This window comes from Anaerotignum faecicola (genome assembly GCF_003865035.1).
In the GTDB taxonomy this organism is placed as follows: Bacteria; Bacillota; Clostridia; order Lachnospirales; family Anaerotignaceae; genus Anaerotignum_A; species Anaerotignum_A faecicola.
On the sequence record NZ_BHVZ01000004.1, the window covers coordinates 223,749 to 241,257 of the forward strand.

At 48.3% G+C, this 17,509-nt stretch carries 13 protein-coding genes and 1 pseudogene; 5 read left to right on the plus strand and 9 right to left on the minus strand.

What is annotated here, in order from left to right; genetic code table 11:
- Positions 1–7: 7 nt before the first annotated feature.
- The 3 genes and pseudogenes from mltG to EJE48_RS12945 all read right to left on the minus strand — a co-directional run.
- Positions 8–1,468, minus strand: a complete 1,461-nt coding sequence (gene mltG / locus EJE48_RS08405; protein WP_016408146.1) for an endolytic transglycosylase MltG — start codon at positions 1,466–1,468, stop codon at positions 8–10.
- Positions 1,469–1,604: 136 nt separating this feature from the next.
- The gene (locus EJE48_RS12600) at positions 1,605–2,054 is read right to left on the minus strand and encodes a hypothetical protein (RefSeq protein WP_016408145.1); all 450 of its coding nucleotides are present in this window, start codon (positions 2,052–2,054) and stop codon (positions 1,605–1,607) included.
- A 182-nt stretch (positions 2,055–2,236) separates the two neighbouring features.
- Positions 2,237–2,284, minus strand: a pseudogene (locus tag EJE48_RS12945) (hypothetical protein); the annotation flags it as partial.
- A gap of 171 nt (positions 2,285–2,455) precedes the next feature.
- On the opposite strand from EJE48_RS12945, the gene EJE48_RS08415 reads away from it, so the two are divergent.
- The 3 genes from EJE48_RS08415 to EJE48_RS08420 are packed head-to-tail and all read left to right on the plus strand — an operon-like array spanning position 2,456 to position 5,360.
- Complete coding sequence (locus EJE48_RS08415) at positions 2,456–3,757, plus strand: bifunctional folylpolyglutamate synthase/dihydrofolate synthase (RefSeq protein WP_160117339.1); 1,302 nt, start codon at positions 2,456–2,458, stop codon at positions 3,755–3,757.
- Positions 3,758–3,800: 43 nt separating this feature from the next.
- The gene (locus tag EJE48_RS12275; protein WP_016408143.1) at positions 3,801–3,953 is read left to right on the plus strand and encodes a hypothetical protein; all 153 of its coding nucleotides are present in this window, start codon (positions 3,801–3,803) and stop codon (positions 3,951–3,953) included.
- 18 nt (positions 3,954–3,971) lie between these two features.
- On the plus strand, positions 3,972–5,360 hold the full coding sequence (locus EJE48_RS08420) for a tetratricopeptide repeat protein (RefSeq protein WP_016408142.1): 1,389 nt from the start codon (positions 3,972–3,974) through the stop codon (positions 5,358–5,360).
- Positions 5,361–5,425: 65 nt separating this feature from the next.
- Here EJE48_RS08420 and EJE48_RS08425 read toward each other — a convergent pair whose 3' ends face one another.
- A complete protein-coding gene (locus EJE48_RS08425) occupies positions 5,426–6,166 on the minus strand; it encodes a peptidylprolyl isomerase (protein ID WP_016408141.1) in 741 nt (246 codons plus the stop codon).
- 28 nt (positions 6,167–6,194) lie between these two features.
- A complete protein-coding gene (locus EJE48_RS08430) occupies positions 6,195–8,888 on the minus strand; it encodes a transglycosylase domain-containing protein (RefSeq protein ID WP_124984492.1) in 2,694 nt (897 codons plus the stop codon).
- A gap of 259 nt (positions 8,889–9,147) precedes the next feature.
- On the opposite strand from EJE48_RS08430, the gene yunB reads away from it, so the two are divergent.
- Positions 9,148–9,795, plus strand: coding sequence for a sporulation protein YunB (yunB, locus tag EJE48_RS08435; RefSeq protein ID WP_160117340.1), 648 nt, complete (start codon positions 9,148–9,150; stop codon positions 9,793–9,795).
- A 53-nt stretch (positions 9,796–9,848) separates the two neighbouring features.
- A complete protein-coding gene (locus EJE48_RS08440) occupies positions 9,849–10,433 on the plus strand; it encodes a hypothetical protein (RefSeq protein WP_016408138.1) in 585 nt (194 codons plus the stop codon).
- A 46-nt stretch (positions 10,434–10,479) separates the two neighbouring features.
- Here EJE48_RS08440 and EJE48_RS08445 read toward each other — a convergent pair whose 3' ends face one another.
- From EJE48_RS08445 to EJE48_RS08460, 4 genes are all read right to left on the minus strand, one after another.
- Positions 10,480–11,784 carry an acetyl-CoA hydrolase/transferase family protein gene (locus EJE48_RS08445; RefSeq protein ID WP_124984494.1) on the minus strand — a complete coding sequence of 435 codons (1,305 nt, stop codon included), beginning with the start codon at positions 11,782–11,784 and terminating at the stop codon, positions 10,480–10,482.
- Between the two features lie 167 nt (positions 11,785–11,951).
- On the minus strand, positions 11,952–15,416 hold the full coding sequence (locus tag EJE48_RS08450) for a pyruvate carboxylase (RefSeq protein ID WP_118582350.1): 3,465 nt from the start codon (positions 15,414–15,416) through the stop codon (positions 11,952–11,954).
- A gap of 187 nt (positions 15,417–15,603) precedes the next feature.
- Positions 15,604–16,989 (minus strand): DNA repair protein RadA, encoded by a 1,386-nt coding sequence (gene radA, locus EJE48_RS08455; RefSeq protein ID WP_118582353.1) that lies wholly within the window; start codon positions 16,987–16,989, stop codon positions 15,604–15,606.
- An 81-nt stretch (positions 16,990–17,070) separates the two neighbouring features.
- On the minus strand, positions 17,071–17,484 hold the full coding sequence (locus tag EJE48_RS08460) for a hypothetical protein (protein WP_016408134.1): 414 nt from the start codon (positions 17,482–17,484) through the stop codon (positions 17,071–17,073).
- Positions 17,485–17,509: the final 25 nt, after the last annotated feature.

Consider the following 17,509-nt stretch of genomic DNA (forward strand, 5'->3'; position numbering starts at 1 on the left):
CTGATTTTTACTGTGCGCTGGCGTTATATGCATTCTTCGCCGCCAGGAATTCATCATAGGTCTTGCAGAAAACATGGTTATCCTTCCCCACTGCCTCCACAACATAATACAGATAGTCATTATCCTCAGGATACAGTGCTGCCTTAAACGAGGATTCTCCGGGGTTTGAAATAGGCCCTAAGGGCAGCCCCTTATTCTTACGGGTATTATAGGGAGAATCCGTTTCCAGCTCGGCTGTTGTCAGCTCGCCGCTGGTCTTTCCTACGGCATAAAGTACGGTTGCATCAATGCCAAGGGACATATTCTCCTTCAGGCGGTTATAGATTACCCCTGCCGCTGTCGCGCGTTCCGCATCCACCTTAATTTCCTTTTCAATCATGGATGCAACGGTTACGATTTCATCCAGCGTATGCCCGCTGTCCGCAACTGCCTTCTGATATTCCTTAGTATACATCTGGTCGAAGCGCGCAAGCATCATATCAATGATATCATGTGCCGTCATGCCCTCATGCAGAAGATAGGTATCGGGGAAAAGATACCCCTCCAGCTTATATTCTCTGTCAGGCAAATCCTTAAGGAAATCATAATCAAATGTACCCTTGTTGCATTCCTCAATAAATTCATCCGCGGTGCAAAGCTCTGTTTCCGCAACCTTTGCCGCAATCTGCTTCACGGTATAGCCCTCCGGAATCGTCACCTTCAAATCCTCAGAGGTTTTGCCGCTTTGCAGCAGCTCCATAATCTGCCGCTTCGTCAGCCCTGTATCAATATCATATTTCCCATGCTTATATGTGCCGTCATAGCCCTCCAGCCTGCTGGTCAGCTTAAAGCCGAATACGCTGTGAATCAGCTTGTTTTCCTTCAAAATTTTTGCAATTTCATCTGTGCCTGCTCCTTCCGGAATGGTAACGGAGACGGTTTTCCCCGTCAGGTTCATTTCCTCTGTAGGAGGGTTCATCATGTGGTTCATGAAAATGAAGGAACCAATCCCGATAATCAGCGCAACCGCAATGAGAAGCAGCCCCTTGGAAAAACGTGTCAAATGGCGTTTTTTATGGTGCTTTTTCCTGCTGTGCGTCGCTCTTTCCGCTTCTCTCGTTCTGCGCGCCCTCTGCTCCTCGTGCGGAACGCGCTCTCTGCTGCGGGGGACCTCTGTCTGTCCTCTCTGCTGTCCTCTTGTCTGTCCTCTCTGATGAGAGGTTCTCTGATAGGTGTCCTCTCTTTCGTAGGAATTCTCATAGGAATTCTGCAAAAATTCTGCCCTTCTTGCGGCTGTCCGCTGTTCGTATGCTGTCATATCGTTTTCCGCATCTATCTTCCGTCCGGGCAGCTCTGTATGATGCTCCGAAGAAAAGCGCAGAGGACGGCGTTCCTCTCTGACAGGATATCTTGTATGCCCATCTACGGCTTCTCTGCGCGGATATCTGGTTTCTGCTTCTATGTTTTCTTTATCGAATCTATCATCCATACATGATACTCCTTTCCTTATTCCATCATATCATTATACCGTTTTCTTCCCCGGCGCACAACCTTTTCTTTTTCGACATTCTGCGAAGGCGAGCATAAAAAATGCCCTCAGAGAAGTTCTAAGGACATTTCCATTTTTATTTTCTTTTTTTCAGGCAGGCATAGTGCAGCTTCAGCCACATGCCGAGGCTTTTTTTCATATCCTGCCCCGTCAGATGATAAAGGAAGCGGTCTAGGGCGCGTTCCTCAAACGGCTCAAGCATAATGCCGCCGTATACTGTTTTTTCCAGCAGACTGCAAATCCGCTGATATTCCCCTTCGGAAACCGCAGGCAGACGCAGGGTTAAGGCGCGGTCGGTTTTCTCCGTTTTCCAGCCCAGAGCCGCATCCATGCCCCAGAGCGCAAGCAGCCAGAACAGCTTATCCTTTTTGTAGAAAATGCGTTCCTGCGGCGTGAAGCTACGATAGCGCTCCTTTTCGCGCCACAAAAGAACCATCCGCAAAAGCTCCAGCAGGCAAAGCAGAAGTGTTGCAAGCAGCACCAGTACACCAAGCACACCAAGCCCAATCGCTGTCGCATAGAGCACCAATCCGCCACGCCGTTTTGCAGCATCATCTGGCGGAAGGTAACGATAATTTCCCCCTCCGAGGTGAATTTCACTGCATTGGAAAGAAAATTGATAATCACCTGACTGATGCGCAGCTCATCCGCCTTTGTAAGGTACTGCATAGCGGGACTGTTCGCCTCCAGCTTATTTTCTGCCAGCGTCAGCATACCGATAATCCCGTTCATCGGCGTACGAATTTCATGCGACATACGAGAAAGGAAGGTTGTTTTGGAGCGGCTTCTTCCTGTATCCGACAGGATACATTATTCTTTTGAAATCTTTTCAAAGTTATTATCAATCTTTTCAATTTTATTAAGTCTGTTGCAGAATTTCATAGCTTTGTTATAATGGAGGATAGACAAAATTCAGGAGGTGAGCCTGTGAATTATCAGGAATGTATTCATTATTTGGAAGAAGATGTTGGCTTTAGTTCTATACCGGGGCTGGAACGCATACAATACCTCTGTGATCTGCTTGGAAATCCGGAGCAAAGGCTTCCTGTGATTCATGTTGCAGGCACAAACGGGAAGGGCTCTGCCGTGGCAATGCTTTCTTCCATATTAAAGGAGGCGGGCTATCGCGTCGGCGCATATACCTCCCCCCATCTGGAGCGATACAATGAACGCTATCTCCTCAATGGTGCGGAAATTTCGGATGATGATTTTGCAAAGGAAATCACCCTGATGCGGCAGCTCTGCGAAAAGCTGGCGGCAGAAGGCAAGCCTGTTCCGACGCTTTTTGAAATTACAACCGGTGTGGCGTTTCATTATTTTTATGAAAAGCAGGTGGATGTTCTGATTCTGGAGGTCGGGCTTGGCGGCAGATTTGATGCCACGAATGTCGTTCCCCACCCTCTGCTTTCGCTCATCATGTCTATCAGCATTGACCATACGGATTTTTTGGGGGATACGATTGAAAAAATTGCTATGGAAAAATCCGGCATCATTAAGAAAAATTGTCCTGTGGTGTTGTATTCCCAAGCGGAATTAGTATATAATATCATTAAGGATGCAGCAGCTCGGATGGATGCTCCATTCTATTGTTTGAATGACGCAAAAATCAGGGTCGCTTCGCAAACATTGGAAGGGACTGTTTTTTCTGTCAAAAATAAATGTTTTTCCTTGGAAAATCTGGAATTATCTCTGCTTGGCACTTATCAGCTTGAAAATTGCCTTGCGGTTCTGGAGGCCTGCCTTGTGCTGAACAAAAACGGTCTTTCGATTCCCGAAGGAGCAATTCGCAATGGACTGAAAAATGCCCGTTGGGCAGGCAGGATGGAGCTTTGCGGCAGAGCGCCGCTTGTCATTCTGGATGGCGCGCATAATGCGGATGGGATTCGGCAGCTGGCAAATTCCCTTTCGGTTTATTTCAAGGAAAAAAAGGTTACCCTTATTCTCGGTATTCTGGGGGATAAGGAATATCGGAGGATGGCAGAGCAGATTCTTCCCTTTGCGGAGACGGTGATTCTGACTGAGCCGCACAGCGAGAGAAGGCTGGATGTATTTTCTCTTGCCCGCTCTGTTTCCGATTTCAGCGGTACGGTGGAGATGGAAAAGGAAATTGAGGCGGCGTATGAAAGGGCGCGCACCCTCACCCCTCAGGACGGCATTATTCTTTGCTGTGGTTCCTTATATATGATCGGAGCCATGCGCACCTATCTGAAGCACCGTAAAAACAGCTAAACTGAAGCACATAGAAAAAGTATTTGAAACGGAGGAATGTCCTGTGTTTAATTTTAAAGAAGAATTGAGCAGATATCAGCCCATTCTGGAAATCGACCAGATCGAAGCATCCCTGCATACATCCGAAATGCAGGATCTTCTGGATATCCTACAGCATATTGCGAAGGAGAAAAAGCAGCCCCCCACTCAGGAATAAGCAAAAGGAGAGAATGACATGAAATGCCCGAATTGTGGTTTTAATTTTTCTGAGGGCTGTCGCTGTCCCGATTGCGGCGTAGATGTGTATGTGTTCCGAAAGGCACGCAATGCATCCATCCGTCTTTATAACGAAGCGCTTACCTTAGCCGGAGAAACCGATCTCTCCGGTGCAGCGGCAAATCTGGAACAGAGCCTTCTTTTTGATAAAAATAACATACAGGCGAGAAATCTTCTCGGTCTGATTTATTGCGAAACGGGGCGCATCGGGGATGCCCTCAGACATTGGATTATCAGCTCCTCCCTTCTGCCCGAAGGAAATGCTGCCGCAGGCTATATGGCGTATTTGCAGAAAAACGCCAGAGAAATGGAAAAATGCAATGATGCGGTGCGGATGTATAATCAGGCGATTACCTATCTGAAGCAGGGCAGTGATGATTTAGCCATTATTCAGCTGAAAAAATCCATTGACAATAACCCGAATTTCATTGATGCCTATAACCTGATGACGCTTTGCTGCATTGAGGATAAAAATCTTAAGCGCGCACTGCATTTTAATGAAATCGTGCTGAAACGGGATATTCGCAATCCTCTTGCCCTGCATTATGCACAGCTGATTGGCAATGTGCCCTCTCCCACTCTGAAAAAGGGAGACAAAAATAAAGCCTCTGCGGCAGTCAGCGTGAAAAAAACAGACAGCAATCCGCCCCTTCCCGGCTATAAGCGCAAGGACAGAAGCAGCAGCGTTCTGGAAAAGCACAACATGATTGCCTTTGTAATCGGGCTTGTGATTTCAGCTCTGGTGATTCTGGTGCTGATTGTGCCTGCGCTAAATGAGGATAAGGATGCAAAAATCAAGGAATTGCAGACCGCTGTTGAAAATTATTCCGGTGAAACCAATATGACACCGGAGGAGGTTCTGGAAATGCGGACAGAACTGCAAAAGCTGCAAAAGGAAAACAAGCAGCTGCGCAGCGAGGAAAATAAGCAGGCGAATCTGGAATTGCTGGAAACGGCAGTATCGCAGATGACAGACGGCGATTATGAAGCCTGCATCACCACCTTTGAATCCATTGATACGGTTGGATTTAGTGATGATGATTTGGCGAAATATAATTCTCTGAAGGCGGAGCTTTACCCCAAGGCGGCAGATGCCTACTACACCAAAGGAAAAAGTGATTTCCTAAGCAAAAACATGACAGAGGCAAAGACCGATCTGGAAACAGCCTTGAAATACGCAAGCAACGAAAACTTTGTGGATGACATCTATTACTATCTGGGACAGATTGCAGAGGGAGAAAAAGATACGGCAAGCGCAAAGAAATATTACAACAAGATTATCAGTGATTACCCCGATTCCAATCAGATTGGCAATGCCAGAAACGCATTGGAGGGCTTAAAGGAATAAGCCTAATGGAATAAAAATAGAACACAAATGAAGCCCCTCTTTTCAGAGGGGCTTTTGCTATGCGCTTATTTCATGTATTTATCGTGCAGCTCCTTATACTTTTCGGTATAAGCCTGATTCTGCTTCTGCTGCAGCAGATTTGCACGAATCTGTTCCTTCACCTCATCGAAGGGGGTTACAGATGCGTCCTTCTTATCCTCAACCTTAATCAGATGATAGCCGAACTGTGTCTTTACAGGGCCAACTACCTTGCCAACCTCAGCCGCAAATACCGCCTGATCGAACTCCGGAACCATCTGACCCTTGCCGAATTCGCCAAGGTCACCGCCCTGCGCATTGGAGGGGCAGGAGGAAAATTCCTTCGCGGCATCCTCAAAATAGATATCCCCTGCGGTGATTTTGTTCATGATATCCTGTGCTTTTTCTTCGGAATCCACCAGGATATGCTTTGCATGTACGGTTTCGCCCTTTTCAAAATGCTGGGGGTTTTCTTTGTAGAACGCCTGCATTTCTTCATCTGTTACAGTGATATCCTTCAAAACGCTGTTGATGGCAAGCTGGGCAAGGATATCCTTTCTTGCCCGTTCCATCATGGCTTTAAATTCATCGGTTTCATCCATTTTTTCTTCTTCTGCCATCTTTGCATACAGATGGAATGCCAGAAGCTGCTTCAGTGCGTGCTCTCTGAACTGGGGATATGCCGCATACGCCTGCTGCTCCTTCGGTAGATTCGCGATATATGCGTCCAAATCCGCATCTGTAATGTTTACGCCGTCAATTGTTGCTAAAATATTCTGTTCGCTCATTTGAATTCTCCTAAATGTAAATTATTATTTATTGAATCCCGAAGTCCTCATTATTCCAGAGGTTATCCTCAGGGTTCTGTCCATTGCCGGGGTCTGTTGTGCCGGGGTCTGTGCTGTTGGTATCATCATCACCGCTGCTCACATGCGCAGAATCGCAGGTTGCGCTGATATTGATATCCAGCTTGCCTGCGGGAACCTTAGAGGGCTTGCCCTTAATCGTACCGTCACTGTTGACCGCCAAAACCACATTCATGGTCGGGCAGGTTGCGCCCGCAAGCTTGCCTGTTTCGCTGCAAATCGTATAGGATTTGTGCATCGTGCAGGTGCCGCCGCCTGTGCTGCCCTTGAAATCCGTTGTAACATAGTCACTCGTTACACCATAGCCATAGTAATCGCTGTTGCAAAGAGAAGAAGGTGTCATGCCGGATGCAGAGCAGATAGAACGTGTTGTCAAGCCATCCGGTTTTTTAAACTCCTTATTCTTCAGTCCCTTATCATAATGAATCTGGCTCATAACCGAGCTCCAGATGCGCAGATGGGCGTTATTTGCATTTATAATCTCCTTCTGACTGTCATACCCCATCCAGATACCGGCGGTATAGTAAGGCGTATAGCCATAGAAGGTCAGGTCAACGGTATCATTGGTGGTACCTGTTTTACCTGCAACATTCATGCCGCTGATGGCTGCCTTCGTACCGGTACCCTTCGTGATAACATCACGCATCATATCCGTCAGCAGGAAGGCGGTTGTTTCCTTCAGCACCCGATGTGTTTCCTGTTCGGAATTATCCAGAAGCACGTTGCCGTCATGGTCATACACCACGCTATAGAACATCGGCTCATAATAGGTGCCGCCGTTGGCAATGGTTGCATAGGCCGCCGTCTGCTCCAGAACGGAAACGCCCTGTGTCAGACCGCCGAGTGCCGTTGTTGCCGCCTTATCCCGTTCATCAATCGTGGTAAAGCCAAAGTCCAGCAGATACTGATAAGCCGTATCCGCGCCGACCATCATAAAGGTCTTAACCGCCAGCACGTTCATGGAATGCCAGATACCCTGACGCACTGTAGTAGGCCCGATATATTTGCCGTCCCAGTTTTTGGGAGACCAGCCGCCGTAGGTAACAGGCTCATCAATGATGATGGAGCCGGGCATCAGCAGTCCCGTATCAATCGCGGGGGCATACGCCGCCAAGGGCTTCATCGTCGAGCCCTGCTGACGCAGTGCCTGTGTCGCACGGTTGAATACTGAATCACCGGGCTTTTCGCCGCGTCCGCCGACAATCGCCTTTACTTCGCCGTTGCTCTGATCCATGATGACCATTGCCGCCTGCAGGGATTTAGAAACCGTCAGCTTATCCAGAACCAAGGTATGCGTTTCATCCAGAAGCTCCTCCTTCACGGATGCAACAAAGGCATCTGCCTCCTCCTGCGAGGTAACGGTTGTTTTCTTTTCATAATGCGACTGATTGCTGCTTTCATCGGGGTTCTGTGTATCCAGAACGGAAATCAGATAGGTCACATCCATCTTCCCATCCCCTGCCGGGAACATATTATCATTCTTCATGGCAGCTTCTGCGGTTTCCTGCATGGAAGCGTCCATTGTGGTATGAATCTGCAAGCCGCCGCTGTAAATCATATTGGATGCCTGTGCGGCTGTCATGTTTTTCTTTTCCATCAGGTCAGCCTTAATCTGCTGCACTGCCGCCTCTACAAACCAGTTATGCTTTGCGTTGCTTTCTTCATCCGCAGTATCCTTGCAGACCAGATGTGCATAGATATCCTCTGCCGCGGCTTCGTCATATTCCGCCTGCGTAATCATATTCAGATCCAGCATTTTTTTCAGAACCGTCATCTGCCGTTCCTTGCTTGCCTCCTGATTGACATCCGGCGCATACAGGCTGGGGGTTTTCGTGATGCCCGCAATGCTTGCCGCCTCTGCCAGCGTCAGCTCACCGGCATGCTTGCCGTAATAATACTGCGCCGCCGCCTCTACGCCACGCAGACCATGATGCAGCGGTATCGTGTTCAGATACAGCTCCAGAATATATTTCTTCGCCGCATCCTTTGAGCCAAGCTGTTTTTTCAGCGCATTTTCCAGAGAAACAGCCAGATACTGCTCCTTTATCTTTCTGGAAAGGCTCTTTTCGCGCTCAAGCACCTCATTTTTCAGCACCTGCTGCGTCAGCGTACTTGCACCCTGCGAAAAGCTCATGGTTTTAATATTTTCAGCCATCGCACGCATAATCCCTCGGATATCAATACCATTATGCTCATAAAAACGCTGATCCTCAATCGCAATGACTGCATTTTGCATATTGGTTGTGATTGCGGAAAGCTTCACATATTCTCGGTTTTCCTCGCCATGCAGTTTATCCACCTCGTTATCATCCGCATCATAGATGACAGAGGTATAGGAATCGGGCAGAACATCGGAGGTATTCAGCATATCCGTGCTTTGCAGAATACCGAACACCGTACCCAGAATTGCGCCTGCAACCGCAAAGGCAATCACGATGGCAACAATCAGCAAAACCTTCCCGATTCTGCTGTTGACCGAGCGTTTCTTTCTGCGCTTTCTGCGTCTTTTCGGGTTTCCGGAAGAGGATGGTCGGCGTGTGCCGTTTGCGCCGGAGGGGCGTGTCTGCCTTGTGCCGGAAGGGCGTGTCTGTCTTACGCCCGTTCTGTCCTGCGCGTCTCCCCTTCTGTGTTGAGATTCACTCATATTTCAAGCCTCCTGTTTATTTCCATGTGTAATCAAAACGGATGGAACAAAATCCATATTCCGCCATTTTGCGAAGATTATACTTTTTGATTATACCAAAATTTCACCGCAAAAGAAAGACATTTTCACAAAAACATGCTTATTTCTACTATAACCTTTGTTTAATTTTTCTTTAACATTGCAAAAAAAGCCCCGAAATCAAGGAAAAGGCATGCTTCGCCCTTCTCACTCATATCATTGCAGAGGGAGGGAGCGGACAATGCGAAAAAGAAAACGAAACCGAAAAAGAAAGAAATTTCTGCCCCTTCTCCTGCCTGCTCTGCTGACGGTTCTCTGTTTTTTCCTTCTGGAAAAAAGCCTTCTGCCGCCCCTGAAGGAAATCTCGCACATGCAGTGCAAAGCGGCGGCGAATCGGATTATCGACGAGGCGGCGGCAAATGCACTTGCGCGTATGGAATTAGATGCAAGCGCGCTTTTGCAGAAGGGGGCGGATGGCGAAAGCTACACCGCCAACACCACATGCGTAAACCAATTCTGCGCCCTGCTGAGCCGCGACATCACAAAGCAGCTAGATGAACTGCCCAAGGAGGTTATTCCCATTCCGCTTGGCGCGGCAACGCATTGGGGGCTTCTTGCCAATCAGGGGCCGAAAATCCCCTTCACCCTTCTGCCTATGGGTGCGGTCAGGGTGGATTATGAAACGGCGTTTTCCTCCGTCGGCATCAATCAGATCAACTACAAAATCTGGCTTGCGGTACATTTAGAGCTTCGGATTGTCAATCCACTGTACCGGGAGGATATTACATTAGAGAGAAAAATTATGCTTGCCGATCTGGTTTTCAGCGGAAAGGTGCCGGCGCATTACTTTCAAATCAGCCGACCGAATGAATATCTATTGACAGAATGAACACAATGCTAGTATGATATGAGGTAATGAAAGTTGATATGGAGGTAATAGAAATGGTCAAAACATTAAGTGAATTCTGGAATGAGGTTGCTTCTATCTGCTATGACAGCAGCGATTACGGTATCATTGCGCAGGTTCGTTCTCAGTTTAGAACCAATGAAATCAATAAATTCGTGAATGCTTTCATCCCCGGAACCGAAATTCTGAAGGACGGCAAAAACGGCACACCTGTTGCCATGAAGGGCAAAGCGGATGATGACAAGGGCGCAAGCGGCAACGAGGAAATCGATTTCCACGGCTTGCAGCTGTTCGATTATTCCGATATGAAGGGAGACTGGATGGTTGTTACCTTCCCCAATCTGGAAGCACTGGAAAAGCATCTTCTGAGCGAAGCAGGCGCACTGAATGTATATTCTTCCGATATGCTTGTATTTGAGGATGGTGTATTCAAGCCCTTTGAAATCATGTTCAACGGGGATAATGATACAGTAATTCCCATTGATAAGGATAACTTCGATACCCCTCTGGATATCAAGGCAATGCAGGATCGCATCTGGGTAAGATGGATGGACCCCAAGGAGCTGGAGCCTCTGACAGACGAGGAAGTAGAGGAATACAGAAAATCCATCGGAAAATAAAAACACGAAAAGCACTCCATCCGGAGTGCTTTTTTCATACGTTTTTTTAATCTAAGGGTCTGCCAAAGCGTTTTTCGTATTCCTCTGCAAGCATCGGGCGGAAATCGGGGTGTGCAATCGAAATCAGCTCCCTTGCCCGCTCCTTGAGGCTTCTGCCCCAAAGCTTTGCAATGCCGTATTCCGTTACCACATAATCAATTTCTGTTCTTGGGGTTGTTACCACTGCGCCATGGTCGATAAACGGCACAATTTTGGAAATTTTTCCGCCTGCCGCCGTGGAAGGCAGGGCAATGATGGCTCTGCCGCCCTTACTCATCGTTGCGCCGCGGATGAAGTCCACCTGTCCGCCGACACCGCTGAACTGCATCCCCTTCACTACCTCCGCATTGACCTGCCCCATCAAATCAACCTGAATGGCGGAATTGATGGAAACCATGTTATCATTCTGTGCAATCACATAGGGGTTATTGACATGCTCCACCCCATGCAGCTCAAAACAGGGGTTATTATCCAGAAAATCATACAATCTCTGCGTGCCTGCCGCGAAGGTCGCAATGCTTTTGCCGCGGTGCAGTGTTTTCTTTTTATTATTGATGACACCTGTTTCAATCAGGTCGATAATGCCATCCGCCGCCATTTCGGTATGCAGACCCAAATCCTTTTTATCCTTTAAAAAGGTCACAACGGCATCGGGAATGCCGCCAATGCCAAGCTGAATCGTATCCCCATCCTGCACGAGAGAGGCACAGTATTCCCCTATTTTCTGCTCAACCTCCGTAATTGTCGGCGGTGCGAGGGTCGGCATGGGTCTGTCCTCCTCTACGATGATATCAATATCTCTCAAATGAATGAAGGAATCCCCCATCACGCGCGGTAGATTGCGGTTCATCTGCGCAATTACAAGCTTTGCGGAATCCCGAAAGGCAGGCAGATGGTCAATCCCCGGCCCCATGGAGCAATAGCCATGCGCATCCGGCTCGGAAACGGAAATCAGAAGCACATCCACACCGCCACGTTCTCTGAGCATGCGGGGATAAAGATGGAAAAAGCAAGGCAGATATTCCGCTCTGCTCTCCGCAACTGCCCCTCTTGTGCTGCCGCCCAGAAAATAGCCGAAAAAGCGCAGATGCTTTTCCATCCCCTTCGCGATATGCGGCTCCTCCTTTCTGAGGGAAAGCATGAAGTGCATATCCACATCTGTAAGGGCATCCGCATTGCGTGCCAGTGCATCCACCAGCGCATACGGCTCGGAGCCAACGTGCGCAATAGAGATGGTCTCGCCGGAGCGAATCTGCCGCACAGCCTCATCCGCAGACAGAAGCCTGCCGGAAAAACGGTCTTTCCAATTCATCTGCTACATCCTTTCTTCTTCATCAGGGTTCGTCAAATCATAAATTTATCATAGCATACTTTTTTTCTCGGAACAATTTTTTTCTATAAAAAATCAGCCCATGAAAAAGGCACAACCCATAAAGGATTGTGCCTTAGCTTCGTTATTTTTATACCGACTGAAAAATATCAGCCCTCCTGTACGAAGGAAACCAGCAAATCGCCCTGATTTACCTGTTCGCCCTCTTTTACATAAATCTTATCAATCACGCCGTCCTGATTTGCAACAATGGAGGTTTCCATCTTCATTGCTTCAACCGTCAGCAGAGGCTGGTTCTTCTTAACCTCCTCACCCTCCTTCACCAGAATCTTGGAAACGGTGCCGGGGATGGAGGAGCCAAGGTGGAAGGGATTATTTTTATCTGCCTTCAGCTTACCGTCGCTCTTTACCTCAAGGTGCTTATCCAGAACCTTAATTTCACGCATAACGCCGTTGATTTCAAAGGTCAGTGTACGGATACCCTCTGCGTTGGGCTCTGTCATATCGATATATTTAATCAGAATATCCTTACCTTCGCCGATTTCGATAGAGGTTTCTTCGCCCTTCGCCAGACCGAAGAAGAATACATCACTGCTCAGCTTGGATACGTCTGTATAAACCTCCTCATGGTTTACATAGTCATCATATACCTTAGGATACAGTGCATAGGAAAGCACATTTCTGGGGTTCACCTTCTTCAGTGCATGTGCTTCATGCAGATGCTTTTCGATAGCTTCCCAATCCGCAGGAGGAAGCAGTGCGCCTGCTCTGCCCTCGATGGGCTTCTGCCCTTTCAGCACGATTTTCTGCAAATCCGCAGGGAAGCCGCCCTCAGGCTGACCGATGTTGCCAAGGAAGTAATCCACAACGGAATCGGGATAGGAAACCTCCGCCCCTTCTGTCATGATGTTATCCTTTGTCAGTCCGTTTTTGGACATGAAGATTGCCATATCGCCAACAACCTTGGAGGAGGGTGTTACCTTAACGATGTTGCCCAGAAGGTCATTCGCATCCTTATACAGGTGCTTGATTTCCTCGAACTGGTCGGCGGAGCCCATTGCCTTAACCTGTGCCAGCAGGTTGGAATACTGACCGCCGGGGATTTCGTATTTATAGATTTCCGTATTGGGTGTCTTCATTTCACTTTCAAAGCCTGTGAAAATCTGACGCACACCCTGATAATAATGGCTCAGCTCAATCAGCTGTTCGGTATTCAGACCGGTATCTCTTTCTGTGCCCTTCAACGCTTCCACAACAGCGTTCATGGAGGGCTGAGAGGTCAGAGAGGACATGGACTGAATTGCAAGGTCAACAATATCCACGCCTGCCTCTGCCGCCATCAGAACGGTGCTGACACCGTTGCCTGTTGTATCGTGTGTATGCAGGTGCAGAGGAATGTGAAGCTCTTTTTTCAGTGTGCTGAACAGCTCCTTCGCCGCATAGGGCTTCAAAAGACCTGCCATATCCTTGATTGCGAAGATGTGACAGCCCATAGCCTCCAGCTCTTTTGCTTTTCTGATATAGTAATCCAGTGTATATTTTGTTTCGTTAGGGTCTAAGATATCCCCTGTGTAGCAGATGGAGCCTTCTACGATTTTGCCTGTATTCAGCGCGACCTCGATGGGCATCTTCATATTTTCCACCCAGTTGAGGGAATCGAAAATACGGAACACATCAATGCCGCGTTCTGCGGAAACCTCAATGAATTTCTGCACCACGTTATCGGGGTAGTTTGCATAGCCGACTGCGTTGGATGCACGCAGGAGCATCTGAATCAGTGTGTTGGGCATTGCCGCTCTCAGCTGCTGCAGACGCACCCAAGGGGATTCCTTGAGGAAACGATACGCAACGTCAAAGGTTGCGCCGCCCCATGCTTCTACGGAGAAGGCATTTGCCATTGCCATATTTGTTGCGGGTGCAGCGGCCATCAGGTCATTGGTACGCAGTCTGGTTGCCATCAGGGACTGATGCGCGTCACGCATGGAGGTATCTGTTACCAGCAGGCGTTTTTCCTTCAAAAGGGACTGTGTATACGCCTTTGCGCCCATCTTGAGGAAGGTATCCCTTGCACCGGGAACCTCAATGGTTTTGCCATTTTCGGTCTTGCCGAAGGAAGGCACAACGATGGGGTCAAACTGCGGCTTCTGTCCCTTGGATTCATTGACAATCTGGTTGCCGATGAATTCCGCAATCTTGCTTGCTCTGTCCTTTCCGGGAATGAAGCGGAACAGCTCAGGTGTTTTTTCGATAAAGGTTGTCGTACATTTCCCTTCACTCCATGTTTCGCTCTGCAAAACATTGATGAGGAAAGGAATATTTGTTTTTACGCCGCGGATACGGGTTTCCTTAATCGCACGAATTGCCTTATTGGTCACGCCCTTAAAGGTTCTGTCATGTGCGATAATCTTAACCAGCAGGCTGTCATAATAAGGAGTAACCTCTGCGCCTGTGTGGGCTGTGCCGCCATCCAGACGGATACCGTTGCCGGCAGGGGAACGATATACGTTAATCTTGCCTGTATCGGGCATGAAATTGTTTGCAGGGTCTTCCGTTGTGATACGCAGCTGCACGGAATAGCCGTTGCAGTGTACATCCTCCTGAGAGGAAATGCCGATTTCGGGCGCACTCAGAGGATAGCCCTCCTCAATCAGAATCTGTGCCTGCACGATATCAATACCGGTTACCTCCTCGGAAACGGTATGCTCTACCTGAATACGAGGGTTCATTTCGATGAAGTAGTAGTTTTCATCGGCATCCACCAGAAATTCCAGTGTGCCGGCGTTCTTATAGCCTACATGCTTGGACAGACGCACTGCATCCGCCAGAATTTTTTCTCTGACAGGCTGGCTTACGGTAAAGGCAGGCGCAAATTCGATTACCTTCTGGTGTCTTCTCTGCACGGAACAGTCACGGTCAAACAGATGCACCACATTGCCGTATTTATCGCCAAGCACCTGTACTTCGATATGCTTGGGGTCACGCAGATATTTTTCTACGAAAATTTTATCATCACCAAAGGCCTTCTTTGCTTCGTTTCTTGCTTCTTCAAATTCCTTGGGCATTTCCTCTGCGGAATTTACAATACGCATACCGCGACCGCCGCCGCCGTTGGATGCCTTCAGCATAACGGGATAGCCGACCTTCCGGGCAACCTCCATTACCTCATCCAGACTTCTGACTGCATGGTCAACACCGGGGATGATGGGAACATTACATTCGATTGCCATTTTCTTGGAAGAAATCTTATCCCCCATTTTATACATGACATCTACATTGGGGCCGATAAAAGCAATCCCCTCTTTTTCGCATGCCTCAACAAATTCGGGATTTTCGGAAAGGAACCCATATCCGGGATGGATCGCATCTACACCTTTTGCTTTCGCAATTTTGATGATGTTATTGATATCCAGATATGCGTCCAGAGGACCTTTTTCGGGGTTCAGCATATAAGCCTCGTCCGTTTTTGTGCGGAACAGCGCATATTTATCCTCCTTTGAGAAAATACCTACTGTCTGAATGCCCAATTCATTCAGCGCACGATACACACGAATGGCAATTTCGCCACGGTTTGCAACCAGAACCTTTTTAAATTTTCTAATTTCTACGTTCTGCATGGGGGATACCTCCTTTTTCGGTTTTTGTATAGATTGCTTTGGATGCCAAAGCATTTTTAACTTGTCTTAGAAAAACATAGTTTCTCCCTATTATAATACAGGAATTTCTATTCGTAAACCATAAATTGTGTCGAATACCCATAAGAAATACTTATGTCTTTATATTGTGGACAAAAAACTGTATTCTTTATCCATTTCCTTTTTTCCCAAAGACATGATTCAGAAGTTGTGACAAAAATTTTGCTTCCACCACGCGGATATTCTCCAAATGCAGCTCCCGCATACCGCCTGCGGGAATGAAAACCTGCTTGAAGCCCATGCGGTCCAGCTCCTTGATGCGGCTTTCCATGGAAGGAACACGCTTCAATTCGCCCGTCAGCCCGACATCGGCAAGAAATGCCCAATCCGAGGGAATCGGCTTATCATAAACCGAGGAAGCAATGCTCATCAGCACGGCAAGATTTGCCGCCTGCTCCTTCAGATACAGACCGCCTGTGGTCTTGATGACAACATTTTTATCATAGAGCTTAATGCCGCCCCTCTGCTCCAGAATGGAAATCAGCGTATTCATGGTATCCTTTTTCATGGTTTCGCTGATGCGCGAGGGATACGGCGTGAAGGAAGGGGAAACCAGACTTTCGATTTCCGCAATGACAGGACGAGAGCCCTCCTTCAAAACCGCAATCGCACTGCCGGAAACAGAATCGCCCCTCTCCCGTTTCGTTACAAAATAAGCCGAGGGGTTTTCGATGGACGCAAGCCCTGCCTCTGTCATAGTGAAAAAGCCCATTTCGCCCGTACTGCCGAAGCGGTTTTTCGTTGCAACCAGACACCGCAGCTCATCCGCACCCTCGCCCTCCAGCACAAGCACCGCATCCACCAGATGCTCCAAGGCGCGCAGACCTGCGATTTCATCGCTTTTATTCATCTGCCCTATCATCAGCACCGCTCTGGGGCGGCTTTTATTTTTTGCCTGCGCCACCAGAGCAGACGCACATTCCATGGTCTGCGTCGGGTTGCCTGCGCGCGAGGGCAGAAATTCCGCCAGAGAAAAGGTCTGGATGCTGTCCAGAATAATCAGATCGGGGTCAATTTCCCGAATCGCGTCCAATACGTTGTCCATAGAGGTGTCCGCCACAATCCAGATATTTTCCGCAATGGTGTCCAGAATACGGTCTGCACGGTTTTTAATCTGACTGTCACTCTCCTCCCCCGATGCATAAAGCACCCGAAAGCCCTGCTTTGCCAGCGCAGATGCCGCCATCAGGCTCAGGGTGGATTTGCCGCCGCCGGGGGGCGAGGTGATGATGGTGACGGAATCGCGCACAATGCCGCCGCCCATCACGCGGTCAAATTCCGCAATGCCTGTCAGCAGGCGTTGGTCACTGCCCGTTTCCACCTCCGAAAGGCGGGAAACCGGCTGCTTCGGCGCTGCCTTCGCCGCCTTTGTGCTACCCCTGACCTGCGCCGTTTCCGCAAGGGTATTCCATTCGCCGCAATCGGGGCATTTGCCTGCCCATTTCGGGCTTTGATATCCGCAGCTTGTACATTGATAGACTGTTTTGATTTTCATAGCATTCCCTCAATCGTATCTTTTCTATAATAAAAGGACTGCAATCCAACCCATCGGATTACAGTCCCTTTTTGTTTTTTATCAGCCGATTTTTTCGATTGCAACAGAAGGGGTATCCTTACCCAGCTCTACGCTGAAGGTTACCTTGCCTGCCAGATTTGTTTTCATCTTGCCGACATTCACATCGTCAATCAAAATCTTATATTCTGTATCGGGCTCCAGCTCCATGGTAATCTGTGTATCCTCCAGCCCCTCAACGGTAAATTCTGCGCCTCTTTCGTTTACGGTGAAATTATGTACGGTTGCGCCGGGAACTGTTTCCAGCAGCATTTTACCGTTCTTTTCCAGCTTTGTGATTTCCTTAAAGGTTTTGATTTTATATAAGTCACCACTCACTTCAAAATCAAGGACTTTCTTCTTTTCGTCCATCAGATGATTGCCGAAACTGATTGTGCCATTGTCTTCCTGTCTAATCAATTCTTCGATTACTGCCATTTTCAGTACCTCCACTCGCTTCTCT